Source organism: Iocasia fonsfrigidae (assembly GCF_017751145.1).
GTDB classification, from domain to species: domain Bacteria; phylum Bacillota; class Halanaerobiia; order Halanaerobiales; family DTU029; genus Iocasia; species Iocasia fonsfrigidae.
In genome coordinates this window covers 648890-662950 of the sequence record NZ_CP046640.1, presented here as the reverse complement: position 1 = coordinate 662950, position 14061 = coordinate 648890, and the positions used below count along the sequence as shown (strand labels likewise).

Below are 14061 nucleotides of genomic sequence, written 5' to 3'. Positions count from 1 at the left end.
TTCTATCCCTCCATATTATAGTTTTCAATATATAAAATTCATTATAATTTACTCTCTGTTCAATAAAACCTCACCAGTCATCTCTGCTGGAAGGTCAATCCCCAGGATAGTCAACATTGTTGGTGCAATATCAGCCAGTTTACCTGGCTTTAAGCTAACCCCACCAGGGGCATTTATGTATACCAATGGAACAGGACTAGTGGTATGTGCAGTAAATGGTTCTCCATCATCATCAACCATCTTTTCACTATTACCATGATCAGCTGTTAATAATATCTGTCCACCCTGATCAGTGATAGCTGGAACCAGTTTGCCCAGACATTCATCAACCACCTCTACTGCCTTAACACCAGCCTCAAAAATACCGGTATGACCAACCATATCACAATTAGCGAAATTAAGGATAATCACCTCATACTTATCTTCTGCAATCTTGGCCAGAAGTCTCTCAGTAACCTCATAGGCACTCATCTCCGGCTGGAGGTCATAGGTAGCCACCTTTGGTGAAGGGATCAATTCTCTGTCTTCACCAGGATATTTCTTCTCAATACCACCATTAAAAAAGAAGGTAACATGGGCATACTTTTCTGTCTCTGCTATCCTTAACTGTTTAATACCATTCTTGCTTAATATCTCCCCAAACCCGTTTTTTATACTAATTGGCGGAAAAGCAATCGGGAGATCAAACTCCTCATCATATTCGGTCATACAGATAAAATTAATATCAGCAGGGTGTTCAGCTGGCCTGCTAAAGCCTTCAAAATCTTTCAGGGCCAGAGCCCGGGTAATCTGTCTAGCTCGATCAGCCCGGAAGTTGAAAAATATGACAGCATCACCTTCCTGAATAGTAGCAGTAATCTGATCATCATCTTCAATAACTACTGGTATAACAAATTCATCATTAACACCATCTTTATATGATTCTTCCATAGCAGTAACAGCCTTTTCTGCGTGATTACCTTCCCCCAGGACCATGGCATCATAGGCCTTTTTAATTCTTTCCCAACGGTTATCCCTATCCATAGCATAGTAACGCCCACTAACTGTAGCAATTCTGCCTACACCTATTTCCTTTATCTTCTCTTCCAGTTCCTCAAGATAGGTCTTACCACTTTTAGGAGGTGTATCCCGACCATCCATAAAAGCATGAATAAACACCTTATTCAGGCCCTTCTCTTTAGCCATCTCTAACAGTCCATAAAGGTGTCTATTATGACTGTGGACACCACCATCGGAGAGCAGACCCATCAGGTGTAAGGCTTTATTATCAGCCTTAACCTGCCCCAGGACAATATCTAATACCTCATTAGTCAAAATAGAACCATCATCTATTGCTTTATTAATGCGGGTATAGTCCTGATAGACAATTCTGCCTGCACCCAGATTGAGGTGACCTACTTCTGAATTACCCATCTGACCTTCAGGTAGACCAACTGCTTCACCTGAAGCCCTCATAGTTGTCATCGGATTTTCCTGCATTATTTTATCAAAATTCGGTGTCCTGGCACCCTTAACTGCATTTCCTTCTTCATTATCTCTTAAGCCAAATCCATCTAAGATGAACAGAGCCAGTGGTTTTGGACGAGCCATTTTGCTCACCCCTTTCTTATAGTCTTCTTATAGTGCTCCTTTAACAATACTGGTAAAGGATTCAGCATCAAGACTGGCTCCACCAACAAGTGCGCCATCTATCTCTTTCTGTGCCATTAATTCTTCAACATTATGGGGTTTAACACTACCACCATATTGGATCCTAACCTTATCAGCAGTATCTCCAAACCCTTCACGAACAAGGTCTCTAATATATTTAATAACACTATTAGCCTCTTCGGAAGTAGCTGTCTTGCCGGTCCCAATAGCCCAGATTGGTTCATAGGCTATTACCAATTCCGCTACCTGTTCATTACTTAAACCAGCCAGGTCAGCCTTAATCTGACCACTTACTTTATCTTCAGTCTTCCCGGCCTCTCTCTCTTCCAGGGTTTCACCAACACAAATAATCGGTTTTAAACCATATTTAAAGGCAGCCTTAGCCTTACGGTTAACATCTTCATCAGTTTCCCCAAAATACTCCCTGCGTTCAGAGTGGCCAATTATTACATAACTAACCCCTAGCTCAGTTAACATCGGGCCTGATATCTCACCTGTAAAAGCACCACTCTCTTCCCAGTACATATTTTGGGCACCAAGTGCAATATTACTATCTTTAATAACCCCCTGAACACTTACCAAATCTACAGCAGGTGTGCAGACAGCAATCTCAACATCAGAGATGCCAGCTACCTTATCTTTGAGTTCAACAACCAACTCTACTGCTTCACTTGCTGTTTTATTCATTTTCCAGTTTCCAGCAATAAAAGGTTTGCGCATTATATTCCTCCTCATTATTCTACATCATCAAGGGCTTCAACACCAGGTAAGGGCTTACCTTCAAAGAACATCAGGGAAGCCCCACCACCTGTTGAGATATGGGTCATCTTATCTTCCAGGCCTGCCTTTTTGATGGCTGCAGCGGAATCTCCTCCCCCAATAATTGTTTTAGCGTTAGAATCTGCCAGTGCTTGGGCAATAGCATTGGTACCTTTAGCAAACTTATCAAACTCAAAAACACCCAGAGGACCATTCCAGATAACCGTCCTGGAATTCTTAATAATCTCAGTATATTTAGCAATAGTCTCTGGTCCACCACTATCCAGTGACTGCCAGTCTGCAGGAATCTCATCCACAGCTACAACCTTACTATCAGCATTTTTGTCAAATTTATCGGCCACTATAACATCTATAGGTAAAACAATCTCAACACTTTTCTCTTCTGTTTCTTTAAGTAGGTCTTTAGCTAAATCAAGTTTATCCTCTTCAACCAGGGATTTACCAGTTTCATAACCACTGGCCCTAAGGAAAGTATTAGCAATACCCCCACCAACCAGTAAATAATCAACCTTTTTCATTAGATTTCGTATAACACCAATCTTGTCAGATACCTTAGCACCACCCATAATGGCCACAAAAGGACTCTCCGGATTTTGCATAACATCATCCAGAGCATTTAACTCCCTCTGCATTAGAAAACCCGCTACTGATGGAATATATTCTGTTACACCAACTGTTGAGGCATGTGCCCTGTGTGCCGCACCAAAGGCATCACTTACAAATATATCAGCAAAACTGGCCAGTTCTTTAGCAAATTCAGGGTCATTGGCTTTCTCTTCAGCATGAAAGCGGGTGTTCTCCAGCAGAAGGACATCACCATCCTGCAGAGTCTCCACTGCTTTTTTAACCTCATCACCTACACAATCATCCACTTTACTAACTTCCTGGCCTAAAATATCAGCAAGTCTTTTAGCAACAGGATCCAGCCGGAGAGAATCAACAGCCTTACCCTTCGGACGCCCAAGATGGGACATTAAGATAACACGGGCACCCTCCTCGATCAAATACTTAATAGTAGGTAAAGCAGCCTCTATCCTTGTATCATCAGTTATCTTACCATCTTCAAGTGGTACATTAAAATCCACCCTGACAAGTGTCTTCTTACCTTTGAAATTAACATCTTTAAGAGTCTTTTTCATTATTAACACCTCCATATGAAATTAATTATTCATTATGTAAATCCCAGAATAAATTGCTAACAACCACCAAGACTTAGTCAACAATCATTAGTGTTTTAACTACTTATCATAAACCAGACCAATATATTTACTGGACGACTCTAGAAATTATCCGTAGGCAGGAGCTTGGCCTCGATGGCCTGATACTGACTCGACCATGCGTAATAAAAAGAAGAGTCAGTGAGCCGAAGGAAAATTTCTCGACAGTAAGCGGAGGTAGGACACCGCAGCGCGTGACAAGGGAAGTAAATATATTGGTCGGCCTTCAAAATCATCCATCATCAACAATTTTCACAACAGACATGAAGAGCACCGGCAACAATTAGTTACCGGTGACCCCCTAATTTATATTACAGCCCTTTACTGGCAATATAGATAGCTGTCTCTACAATTTTCTGGGAATAGCCCCACTCATTGTCATACCAGGATAATACCTTAATCATATTACCATCCAATACACTGGTATAATTAGCATCAAAGATTGAGGTGTGAGCATTCCTTCTAATATCCATGGAAACAATAGGGTCTTCATTATATTGTAATACTCCACTCATAGGTCCTTCAGCAGCGGCTTTCATGGCTGCATTAACTTCCTCTTCAGTAGCGTCTTTCTCAACATTAACAGTTAAGTCTACTAAAGAACCTGTTGAGGTAGGAACCCTGACAGCCATACCATGGAACTTTCCTTCTAATTCAGGCAGTACCAGGGCAACAGCCTTAGCTGCTCCAGTAGTTGTTGGAACCATATTGATAGCAGCTGCTCTAGCCCGGGTAATCTTTTTCATAGGACCAGGTGCATCCAGAATACGCTGTGCCCCTGTATAGGAGTGAATAGTAGTCATTAAACCCTTTTCTATACCAAACTTTTCATTTAATACCTTAGCAACCGGGGCTAAACAGTTTGTGGTACAGGAAGCCATAGATATTACATCATGTTCTGCAGGATTATATTCTCCCTCATTTACACCCATTACTATTGTGATATCTTCATTAGTGGCAGGGGCAGAGATTATTACCTTTTTCGCACCAGCATCTAAATGTTTTTTAGCATCGTCAGCATTAGTAAAAAACCCTGTTGATTCAATCACTATATCAACATCAAGGTCACCCCATGGTAGATCTGCTGGGTCTTTTTCAGCATATACTTTAATCTCTTTACCATCTACAATTACACTATCATCTGTAAAATCAACATTAGCCTCAAAAACACCAAAGTTAGAGTCATATTTTAATAAATATGCCAGTACCTCCGGGTCTGTCAAATCATTAAAAGCCACAAATTCTACATCAGGGTTTTGATAATATCCCCTGAATGCCCTACGTCCAATAGCACCAAAACCATTAATTGCAATTTTTACAGTCATAAATTATCTTCCTCCTGTTTAAATTAAATTTTGTAATACCCTGTGGGCATATTCTGCCCTGAAATTGATATTTATAGGAATTAGTATTACCCTGATTATGTATATTATTTGCCTACACATCACCTCCCTTTAATTTTAAAATCTCTTTAGCAGTTAATTCATCAGTTATTAATAAATCATGGAATTTGGGTGACACAACTGAAATTATGGCCCTGGCTTTAGCCGGATCACCAGCAACAACAATAACTTTATCTATCTGCTGTAAATCTTCAAGATGAAGACCAACACTCGTAGTTATATAAACAATTTCTCCCTTTTCATTAAAATAATACCCCAGGGCCTCACCAACAGCCCCATTCGATAATAACTCCTTGACCTGCCCGGGAGACATATCACGGCGACAGGCCATCTCTTCTGCACTCCCAACACCATGTAAGAGAATATTGGCTTTTTTAAGAATCTCCAAAATACGTTGAATAGACGGCTCAGCCAGGATCCTATCAACATTTTCCTCTTTAATACTATCAGGTATATGCAGGAGCTTATAACTACCACCAATTTTTTTGGCAATAGTAGAGGCAATAGTATTGGCCTGGATTTCAACCTCTTCCCCCAGACCGCCCCTGCCGGGAACCACCTTAACATTCATGGATTTATCATTAAATCTCATTGAACGGGCAACCTGAGCCAAGGTAGACCCACCTGTCACAACCAGTATATCACCATCTTTAAGCATATTCTTAACCAGCTGTGCTGTGAATCGGCCTATCTCCTGTTTAATAGTCGAATGCTCTAGATTACCAGGTACAATAAGCACTTCTTTCAATCCGAGACAGTCCTTTAAATTCTCCTCTAATATTTTAATACCCTTTACTTCCTTAATATACTTATCCAGTTCCTTCAGAAAATCTGTGCCCCGCTCTGTAATAACTGCCCCAGCCCTGGAAACACTAATTAAACCCTTGCGCTGGAGAAATTCAAGCTGTTTCCTGACAGCTCTTTCACTCATTAGACTCTTCTCTGCCAGTGACCGTCTGCCAATAGGCTGCTTATAATATATATTTCTTAATATAGTATACCGGTCTTCAGCAACAGATATTAATTCGGGCACTATTTTTTCCTGGACTCTAAACAAATACTGCATATTAATAACACTCCCTGGCGGGAACGGTATTGTCCCAATGGAACAAAAGTGTCCCAATAATCACAAAAAATATAACTATTACTTTATATCCTCTTCTATTCAATACTATATATTCTAGATTATAATTAAAACTCCTTTTTTTAATTATAAGTATTTTATGTTTTTTTCTACCTATTCTTGCCATCCTTCTTCTTTTTAAGTATATTATTATTAAAAACTGTCATTTTTCTAAAAACTATTTTTTATTCTAAATTAGCATGATAATTCCAGAGCTTATCCAGTTCTATCTCCTTCTCTTCAATAATCATCATAGCCGTTACATCTCCAAATAAAAGAAGTGACTGCTCAAAAAGTGAAGTCATCGGTTGATTTGATGAAACCTCATCTGCTCTATTAATTTTACTATATACAGGAATTCTAATAAATAGATCAGTAAATTCCTTCAAACTACTTTTTGGATTACTACCAATATGAACAATTTTTGCTCCATAATTTTTTGCTTTTCTAGCAATCCCTACCGGAAAAAATGTTTCACCACTCCCAGAACCAACTACAAGTATATCTTTTTCGGTAATAGCCGGTTCTGTTATTTGCCCTACAATAAACATATTAATTCCTAAATGAGCATATCTTTTAGCAATAGCTTCTAAAGATAGAAGGACTCTTCCTACACCAACAAAAAATACCTTATCAGCCTCCAAAAGCATATCTATATACTGTAGTACTGCTTTTGAGTTAACCCCATGTAAAGCCAGATTACATTCACGCAATATAATATCACAATTTTTTAAATATGTATCTATATTGACCATACTCCGACCTCCCCTATCCATAAATATCTAGTTTTTGTCTAAATGTTGCTGCTACTTCTTTCTTATTCTTTTGACCTGTAATTCCACCGCCGACTATAACTATCTCTGGTTTATAATCAACTACTTTGTTTATAGAATCAATAGTAATTCCTCCAGCAATAGCACAACGTTTAGAACCAACTGTTTTTTGAATTCTAGCCAATTCATCGTAGGGATTTTCTGTTGCCTGCACATCTACTGCAGTATGGACACATATATAATCTACACCAATTTCAACTAGCCTTTTTGCTCTTTCTTCCAGGTTTTTCACACACATCATATCTGCCAAGACCATCTTATTTACCTCACTTGCTGCTTTAACTACACCTAAAATTGTTTCAACATGTGTAATCCCCATAACTGTTACTATATCTGCTTTTGCCTCAAAAACCATTTTAGCCTCATATTCCCCTGCATCCATAATTTTGGTATCTGCAAGTACTAAAATATCTGGAAATGTTTTTTTAATTATTTTTACTGCCTCCATGCCAAAATCAATAATCATGGGAGTCCCAACTTCTACAATGTCTATATATTTATGTACTTTTTTAATAATATTAACTGCCTGTTGCATACTTACTGTATCTAAAGCAATCTGTAATTTCAAAGCTATCCCTCCACTTCATTTTCTCCCTTTAGTACCCAACTATTTTTTTAAGCCGCTTACAATTATCTGAAATAGATGCATCCTTATTAAAAATACTAGATGTTCCACCCACAAATATATTTGCACCCTTTTCACGCATTATTTTTGCATTTTCAAAACTTACATTTCCATCTACCTCTATTTCTATATCAGTATAACCAGCTTGATCCAGCAATTTGCGCAGACGCTCAATTTTATCTAGTGTAGATGGAATTACTTTCTGACCCGCAAACCCTGGATTTACAGTCATAACCAGCACTATATCTATATCTGATAGTAAATCTTCTATCATGCATATTGGTGTCCCAGGATTTAAAGCAATTCCAACTCGAGCACCTAATTTTTTAATCATTACTAATGTTCTTTGCACATGCTTAGTAGCTTCATAATGAATACAAATAATATCTTGTTTATTACAGCCCTTATAAAGATGAAAAGTCTTTTCTGGATTATTAATCATAAGATGAATATCGAGAGGTACACTTGTCTTATTTCTAACTGCATTAATAAAATCAGTACTTAAAGTAATATTAGGTACAAAATGATTATCCATAATATCAATATGTAAATAATCCACCCCCACTTCTTCCAATACACTAATTTCTTCTTCAACATTCATTAAATCCGTACACATCATAGATGGAGATATTTTGCTTTTCATAATATACTCCTTTCAAAATCAGGATTATGCTTTTGTAAATAGTCGTTAACCTCTTTTTCTGATGGAATTGACGGTTGTGCACCTTTTCGTGATACACAAATTCCTGCTGCAGCTTGAGAAATAACAATTGCCTTGTTAATCTCTACCCCTTTACACAACTGTACAGCAAGGGTTGCACCAAATGTATCTCCAGCTCCTGTTGAATCAATAGCATTTATTTTAAAAGCAGGAATCATTTTGGCTTCCTTTCCATCATATAATAATACACCCCTACTTCCCATCTTTAAAATAACATAGACCGCTTGTATTTCTTCATACAACAATCTTGCAGCTTTCCTTGCCCGTTTCTCTGTATCAATAGTAATGCCCGTTAAAGCCTCGGTTTCTGCTTCATTTGGTGATATTATATATATTCCCTTTAAGCGTTCAAACGAAATAGTCGTAGCTGGACCAGCATCAAGAAATACAGGAATCTTCCTTTTAGTTGCTAGCTCATAGGTTTTATACACCATTTCCAGGGGCATTTCCAGTTGCATAATAAGCATATCATATTCATTATCTTTTAACGCATTTTCAAGATCTACAGGTTGTAAACAGTTATTACCTCCTAATACTACATATGAAACATATTTCCCTGTATTATTAACAAGAATAGGATCAAGCCCAGTCTGTGTTTTCTTATCCACAATAATATAATCTGTATTAACACCAGAATTTTCAAGCTCTCGTTTAATTATATGGCCATTTTCATCATTTCCAACTCTTCCAACCATTGTTGAATTTGCCCCTTGTAGTGCTACTGCTAATGCCTGATTAGCTCCTTTCCCTCCTGGAACATAGGAATAATTATCACAAAAAACTGTTTCGCCATATTTAGGAATTTTAGGCACTCCATAAATCATTAAATCCATATTTATACTACCAACCACCAAAATATTGGGTTTGCTCATAAATAATTCTCCTCCATTTTTATGTTATATATAACTGACATCTAAATATCCTGAAATCAAATTAATTCATCTTTTATTTTTTTGTTTATTAATTGTAAAGTTTATAATTAATACTGCAATAAGAGCAATCCCCCAGATAAGATCCCTATAGTAATTACTTATATTAGGAAACATGTTTAAATACGAAGACAGCATTTGTAATATTATTACAGCAACTGCTATACCAGGAATATTACCAAATCCACCATCTGGATTAACGCCGCCAAGTACAACAATTAGTATCGTCTGCATTGTATAGCTGCTTCCAAAATTAGCCTTGGCCGAATTTAATCTTGCTAAACTAATTAGTCCCGCTATTGCAGAAATAATTCCTGAAATCATATATGTCTTTAATATTATCAATTTATTTCTAATTCCTGCAAATTTAGCCGCTTTTTCGTTAGTACCAAGTAGATGAACTCGAATACCAAATTTTGTTTTGCTCATTATGAAAGTCAATACTATAACAACAATAAGAAATATAGCAAAAGGGATGGGAATTAGATTAAAAACTAAGCCATTACCTAATTTAGTATATATTTTAGGAACACCGCTAACAGTGCTTCCACCAGATACAACAATACCAATACCCATAAATAATAAATATGAACCAAGGGTAGCTAACATAGCTGGAATATGCAAATAAGATATAAGAAATCCATTAAATAAACCACAGACTGCTCCCAATAAAAGAGATACTAATATCGCCAAAAGTATATATTCAAACTGACCAGAATCTGTAGCAGCAGGAATTAGCTTTTGCATCATTAGTCCTGCAGTAATACCACTTAAATTAGCAATATATACTGTAGAAAGATCGATTCCTCCAGAAATCATACATATACCAACACCTAAAGACATTAACCCATATTCAGTCATCTGTTTTAATATTGATTGGAAATTGCCTAATTTTAAAAAGTTATCAGGTTTTGTTACACTAGCAATTAATAAAAGGAAAATTAATGTAACAAATAATCTCTGTGTGTTTCCCTCTATCTTTTTAAGTAATTTCTTTTCTAACTGCATAATTATCCGCCTCCCTCTCCTGTGACAATTTTGCTGCTCTTCTACTTTGTATAGCTGAAATTGCTGTACCTATAATAATAATACCCCCAACAAATACCTTTTGCCAATAAACAGAAACTCCTATCAAAATTAAACTATTTGATACAATAGTAAGAAGCAATGTTCCTAAAATACAACCTCTTAAGGTCCCAACACCGCCAGTCAAACGAACTCCACCAAGTATCACAGCAGCAATAACAGTCATTTCTGTACCTGCAAATTCTGTAGGTAAATATCGCCTTGACATAACTGTATAACAAACTCCTGCTATTGCAGCAACAGCTCCATTAACAGCAAGCACACCAAAAATAATCTTATTCACAGCAAAGCCTGCTCGTTGAGCAGATATTTCATCACCACCAACTGCGTAAACCCCTCTGCCGACCATTGTAAAATTTAATACTAGATATATAACAATATATAAAAATACTAGAATTAAAAATGTAAATGGTAAACTTGAACTCAATCCAGTTTCTGCATTTCTAACAGTCAATAAAGATGCCCTTGCAAACCTCATCATAACTCCCGGCAACGCAATACGCTCCGCCCCAAAAGCACCCAATAAAAGACCACTAAAAATAGACGAGGTCCCCAGAGTGACAATTAAAGTCGGAAACTTATATTTAACGATAATCCACCCATTAAGAGCACCCATTAATAAGCCAAAGAAAACTGCAATAAGAAAAACACAAATAATCGAACCATCATAACCAATATTAATAGTTATTGTAGTAGCCAAATGACTGCTTAAGGCAGCAATTAAAGGAAAAGAAACATCCGGCCCACCTGTACTGACAAATGAAAGCAAGGCACATATTGCATATATAGAAGGTACAATCATTGAACGTAATAAATCCATAATATTATTATTTGTAAAAAACAAACCTGATTTAGCCTGTATTATAACTGATAAAACAATTATAATAATAAAGACATAAAATTCAACCTGTTTTGGTATTTTTATACCTATATCTAATCGTTTCACTACATTCACACTCCTCTATAATTTAAATTGCTGCTTCCGCAAGTGCTTGTACGTTTAAGTCCTCTCCATCTAACTCGGCTGTCACTCTTCCTTTTTGCATTATAATTGCACGGTCACATGTATTAACAACTTCTTTTATATCATCTGATACTACCATAATCGCCATACCTTCACTAGCTAGACTGCGCAATAACTTATGGATATCATATTTCGCACCAATATCTACACCTACTGTAGGACCATTCAGAATTAATACCTTTGGACTATTAGAAAGCCAGCGTGCTAAAACAACCTTTTGCTGATTCCCACCAGATAACGTTTGGACTGGGAGTTCATGGTCATTAGTTACTACCCCAATTTCTTCAACCCAGCTCGAAGACTCTCTACTTATTTCATTATGATTCAAACTAGCAAATCTACCAGCTAAATCATCTAGTCTTGTAACAGTAATATTTTTCATAATTGACTGCGGCAAAAATAAACCTTCAGTTAATCGATCTTCTGGCACCATTGCAATACCAAGATTTATTGCATCAGAAACAGAAGATATATTTACCTCTCTATTATTTAAAATAATTTTACCTGTTGTAGACTTTAACAATCCAAAAAGTACAGAGGATAGTTCTATACGTCCTGAACCTAATTGACCCGTTATACCTAGAATTTCCCCGGAATGCAATTGAAAACTAACATCATTAAAACCAGGTGCTGAAAGATTTTTAGCTTCAAGAACTATTTCTCCAATATTTTTTTCTTCATTTTTATTAATATTATTAAAATGTCGACCTGTCATAAAATAAGTAAACTTTTCTTCTGTTAACTCGGTAACAGGACAGGAAATAACATTTTCTCCATTCCTCAGAATAGTAACACTATCAGAAATCTCAAATACTTCATCTAATTTATGAGAAATAAAAAGAATAGTGACCCCATTCTTTTTTAAGTCTAATATGATTTCAAACAAGCGGTTTATTTCTTTTTTAGTTAAGGCTGTAGTTGGCTCATCCATAATAATTAATTTTGCATTATCAAGTAATGCCCTGGAAATAGCAATCAATTGCTTATCTGCTACAGGAAGAGTTTCAACACGGGCATTTAAATCAACTTTGAAATTTATTTTTTTAATTGCTTCTTTAGCAATCTTCCTAAATTCTCTACGATTTACTATTTTCTTTTTATTAGCCAAAACTTGATTAAAAGCCAAATTCTCTACAACACTCAAATTTGGGAAAATAGAGAAATCCTGGTATATTACCTGTACTCCAGCATTAATGGCTTCTGCAGGTGTTATGGTAGGATAATACTCTTCATCAATTTCTATTTCACCATCATCAGCTTTATAAAACCCTGAAATAATCTTAATAATTGTTGATTTTCCACTTCCATTCTCACCAGCAAGACAATGTATTTCACCTTTTTTTATTTGAAGATCTACACCCTTTAAGGCATGCACTCCACCAAATGATTTTTTTATATTTGTTACTGAAAGAATATTTTTCATCATACACGCCTCCAACTTTATACTTTTTTTATAAAGAAATATTGCAATATCCCATTTGCTAACATATATAAGATATGCAATATTTCCTTATTTATATTTAAACTACATAATTTCTATTGTTAGAAATCATATCTATCAATATTGTCAGCAGCAATTTCTATGTCTGCTTGACCAATTATACATCGATTGGCACCTTTTACAAGTGATACATTCCTATAACCTTCCACACCTAAATCAGAGCCTACACCTACTTCTTCTCCAGAAAGAATTTTTGCAGCAATTGAACACATAGCATATCCTGCATCCTTAGGATCCCATAATTTTATTTTTGAAATAGTTCCAGCATTAATATAAGGTCTAAATTCATTAGGTGTACCTACACCTACAATTTTAACTCGACCTGCAAGTCCTAATTCTTCAACTGCCATTGCTATTCCTGGGCAATCTGTTGATGCAACACCTGTAAAACCTCTTAAGTCTGGATTTGCTTTAATAATTTCTTTTGCTCTTTCATATGCTGTGTTTACACTCTCTTCAGATAAAGCACTTGGAACCGCTCCATCATTAACCAATTGCATCTCTGGATAAGCCTCTAGTTGACGAGTTTTTTGGGCATTAGCATATTCCATGTGAGTTGTACTGGTGGTATAAGCAACCATCATAGCATACTTCCCTTTTTCACCCATTTCTGATGCTAGCGCATCCATAAGTGCTGCCCCAAAATCATCCGCTGTAAAGGCTTCTACATCAAACAATGTATTTACCTGATTAGAAGCTTCATGAGTTACTACTACAATCCCTTGAAACATTGCATTTTTCAGTGATGCTTCAATAGCACCTGGATCAATAGGTACTACACAAAGAGCATCCACCCCCTGATTGATCATATCATCAATGACCTGTACTTGAGAAGCAGCATCTGCATTAGCAGGACCTTTTTGAATAACATTAATATTCATTTTTTCTCCAAATTCATTAACACCTATCTCCATTCTCTTAAACCAGGGTGCAGTATTATCTTTGGTAACTACAGCAATTGTCCATTCTGATTTGTCCTTATCTGACTTATAATTTGATATATCAAATAAGTCCCTATCAGCCGCCAGTACTCCTCCCCCAATACTCAAAACCATAGCAAACACCATCATTAACACAAATAGTTTCTTCATTTTCATTATACCTTTTCCTCCTTTAGAGAAATATATTTAATATCATGACAGCCTTTTGTACTGTCCATGACCCCTTAA

13 protein-coding genes are annotated in these 14061 nt (G+C 36.5%); all 13 read right to left on the bottom strand.

All coding sequences use genetic code 11. The features are described from left to right. Positions 1-48 precede the first annotated feature (48 nt). The 13 genes from gpmI to GM661_RS03210 all read right to left on the bottom strand — a co-directional run bounded on the left by gpmI (position 49) and on the right by GM661_RS03210 (position 13989). Positions 49-1590 carry a 2,3-bisphosphoglycerate-independent phosphoglycerate mutase gene (gene gpmI / locus GM661_RS03270; protein ID WP_230868726.1) on the bottom strand — a complete coding sequence of 514 codons (1542 nt, stop codon included), beginning with the start codon at positions 1588-1590 and terminating at the stop codon, positions 49-51. Between the two features lie 27 nt (positions 1591-1617). After that, complete coding sequence (gene tpiA, locus GM661_RS03265; protein WP_125988175.1) at positions 1618-2370, bottom strand: triose-phosphate isomerase; 753 nt, start codon at positions 2368-2370, stop codon at positions 1618-1620. Positions 2371-2384: 14 nt separating this feature from the next. Continuing rightward, a complete protein-coding gene (locus tag GM661_RS03260) occupies positions 2385-3569 on the bottom strand; it encodes a phosphoglycerate kinase (RefSeq protein ID WP_407929611.1) in 1185 nt (394 codons plus the stop codon). 389 nt (positions 3570-3958) lie between these two features. After that, complete coding sequence (gene gap / locus GM661_RS03255) at positions 3959-4972, bottom strand: type I glyceraldehyde-3-phosphate dehydrogenase (protein WP_230868725.1); 1014 nt, start codon at positions 4970-4972, stop codon at positions 3959-3961. A gap of 112 nt (positions 4973-5084) precedes the next feature. Next, entirely contained in the window at positions 5085-6116 is a 1032-nt protein-coding gene (locus tag GM661_RS03250) for a sugar-binding transcriptional regulator (RefSeq protein WP_230868724.1), read from the bottom strand. Between the two features lie 242 nt (positions 6117-6358). Next, a complete protein-coding gene (gene hxlB, locus GM661_RS03245; RefSeq protein WP_230868723.1) occupies positions 6359-6928 on the bottom strand; it encodes a 6-phospho-3-hexuloisomerase in 570 nt (189 codons plus the stop codon). Positions 6929-6941: 13 nt separating this feature from the next. Beyond that, entirely contained in the window at positions 6942-7574 is a 633-nt protein-coding gene (hxlA, locus tag GM661_RS03240; protein ID WP_230868722.1) for a 3-hexulose-6-phosphate synthase, read from the bottom strand. A 28-nt stretch (positions 7575-7602) separates the two neighbouring features. Beyond that, positions 7603-8274, bottom strand: a complete 672-nt coding sequence (rpe, locus tag GM661_RS03235) for a ribulose-phosphate 3-epimerase (RefSeq protein WP_230868721.1) — start codon at positions 8272-8274, stop codon at positions 7603-7605. Continuing rightward, entirely contained in the window at positions 8271-9224 is a 954-nt protein-coding gene (locus GM661_RS03230; protein WP_230868720.1) for a ribokinase, read from the bottom strand. Before GM661_RS03230 ends, rpe begins: the two co-directional genes overlap by 4 nt. A 66-nt stretch (positions 9225-9290) precedes the next feature. Continuing rightward, on the bottom strand, positions 9291-10289 hold the full coding sequence (locus GM661_RS03225; protein WP_125988159.1) for an ABC transporter permease: 999 nt from the start codon (positions 10287-10289) through the stop codon (positions 9291-9293). Beyond that, entirely contained in the window at positions 10264-11313 is a 1050-nt protein-coding gene (locus GM661_RS03220) for an ABC transporter permease (RefSeq protein ID WP_230868719.1), read from the bottom strand. Before GM661_RS03220 ends, GM661_RS03225 begins: the two co-directional genes overlap by 26 nt. Before the next feature lie 22 nt (positions 11314-11335). Beyond that, complete coding sequence (locus GM661_RS03215; RefSeq protein ID WP_407929610.1) at positions 11336-12817, bottom strand: sugar ABC transporter ATP-binding protein; 1482 nt, start codon at positions 12815-12817, stop codon at positions 11336-11338. 116 nt (positions 12818-12933) lie between these two features. Beyond that, positions 12934-13989, bottom strand: a complete 1056-nt coding sequence (locus tag GM661_RS03210) for an autoinducer 2 ABC transporter substrate-binding protein (RefSeq protein WP_230868717.1) — start codon at positions 13987-13989, stop codon at positions 12934-12936. Positions 13990-14061 lie beyond the last annotated feature (72 nt).

Bases quoted from the DNA above. Each gene is read 5' to 3' on its own strand.
- GM661_RS03210 (WP_230868717.1), bottom strand. From the start codon at position 13,989: ATGAAAATGAAGAAACTATTTGTGTTAATGATGGTGTTTGCTATGGTT.
- gpmI (WP_230868726.1), bottom strand. From the start codon at position 1,590: ATGGCTCGTCCAAAACCACTGGCTCTGTTCATCTTAGATGGATTTGGC.
- gap (WP_230868725.1), bottom strand. From the start codon at position 4,972: ATGACTGTAAAAATTGCAATTAATGGTTTTGGTGCTATTGGACGTAGG.
- tpiA (WP_125988175.1), bottom strand. From the start codon at position 2,370: ATGCGCAAACCTTTTATTGCTGGAAACTGGAAAATGAATAAAACAGCA.
- GM661_RS03225 (WP_125988159.1), bottom strand. From the start codon at position 10,289: ATGCAGTTAGAAAAGAAATTACTTAAAAAGATAGAGGGAAACACACAG.
- hxlB (WP_230868723.1), bottom strand. From the start codon at position 6,928: ATGGTCAATATAGATACATATTTAAAAAATTGTGATATTATATTGCGT.
- GM661_RS03215 (WP_407929610.1), bottom strand. From the start codon at position 12,817: ATGATGAAAAATATTCTTTCAGTAACAAATATAAAAAAATCATTTGGT.
- rpe (WP_230868721.1), bottom strand. From the start codon at position 8,274: ATGAAAAGCAAAATATCTCCATCTATGATGTGTACGGATTTAATGAAT.
- GM661_RS03250 (WP_230868724.1), bottom strand. From the start codon at position 6,116: ATGCAGTATTTGTTTAGAGTCCAGGAAAAAATAGTGCCCGAATTAATA.
- GM661_RS03260 (WP_407929611.1), bottom strand. From the start codon at position 3,569: ATGAAAAAGACTCTTAAAGATGTTAATTTCAAAGGTAAGAAGACACTT.
- GM661_RS03230 (WP_230868720.1), bottom strand. From the start codon at position 9,224: ATGAGCAAACCCAATATTTTGGTGGTTGGTAGTATAAATATGGATTTA.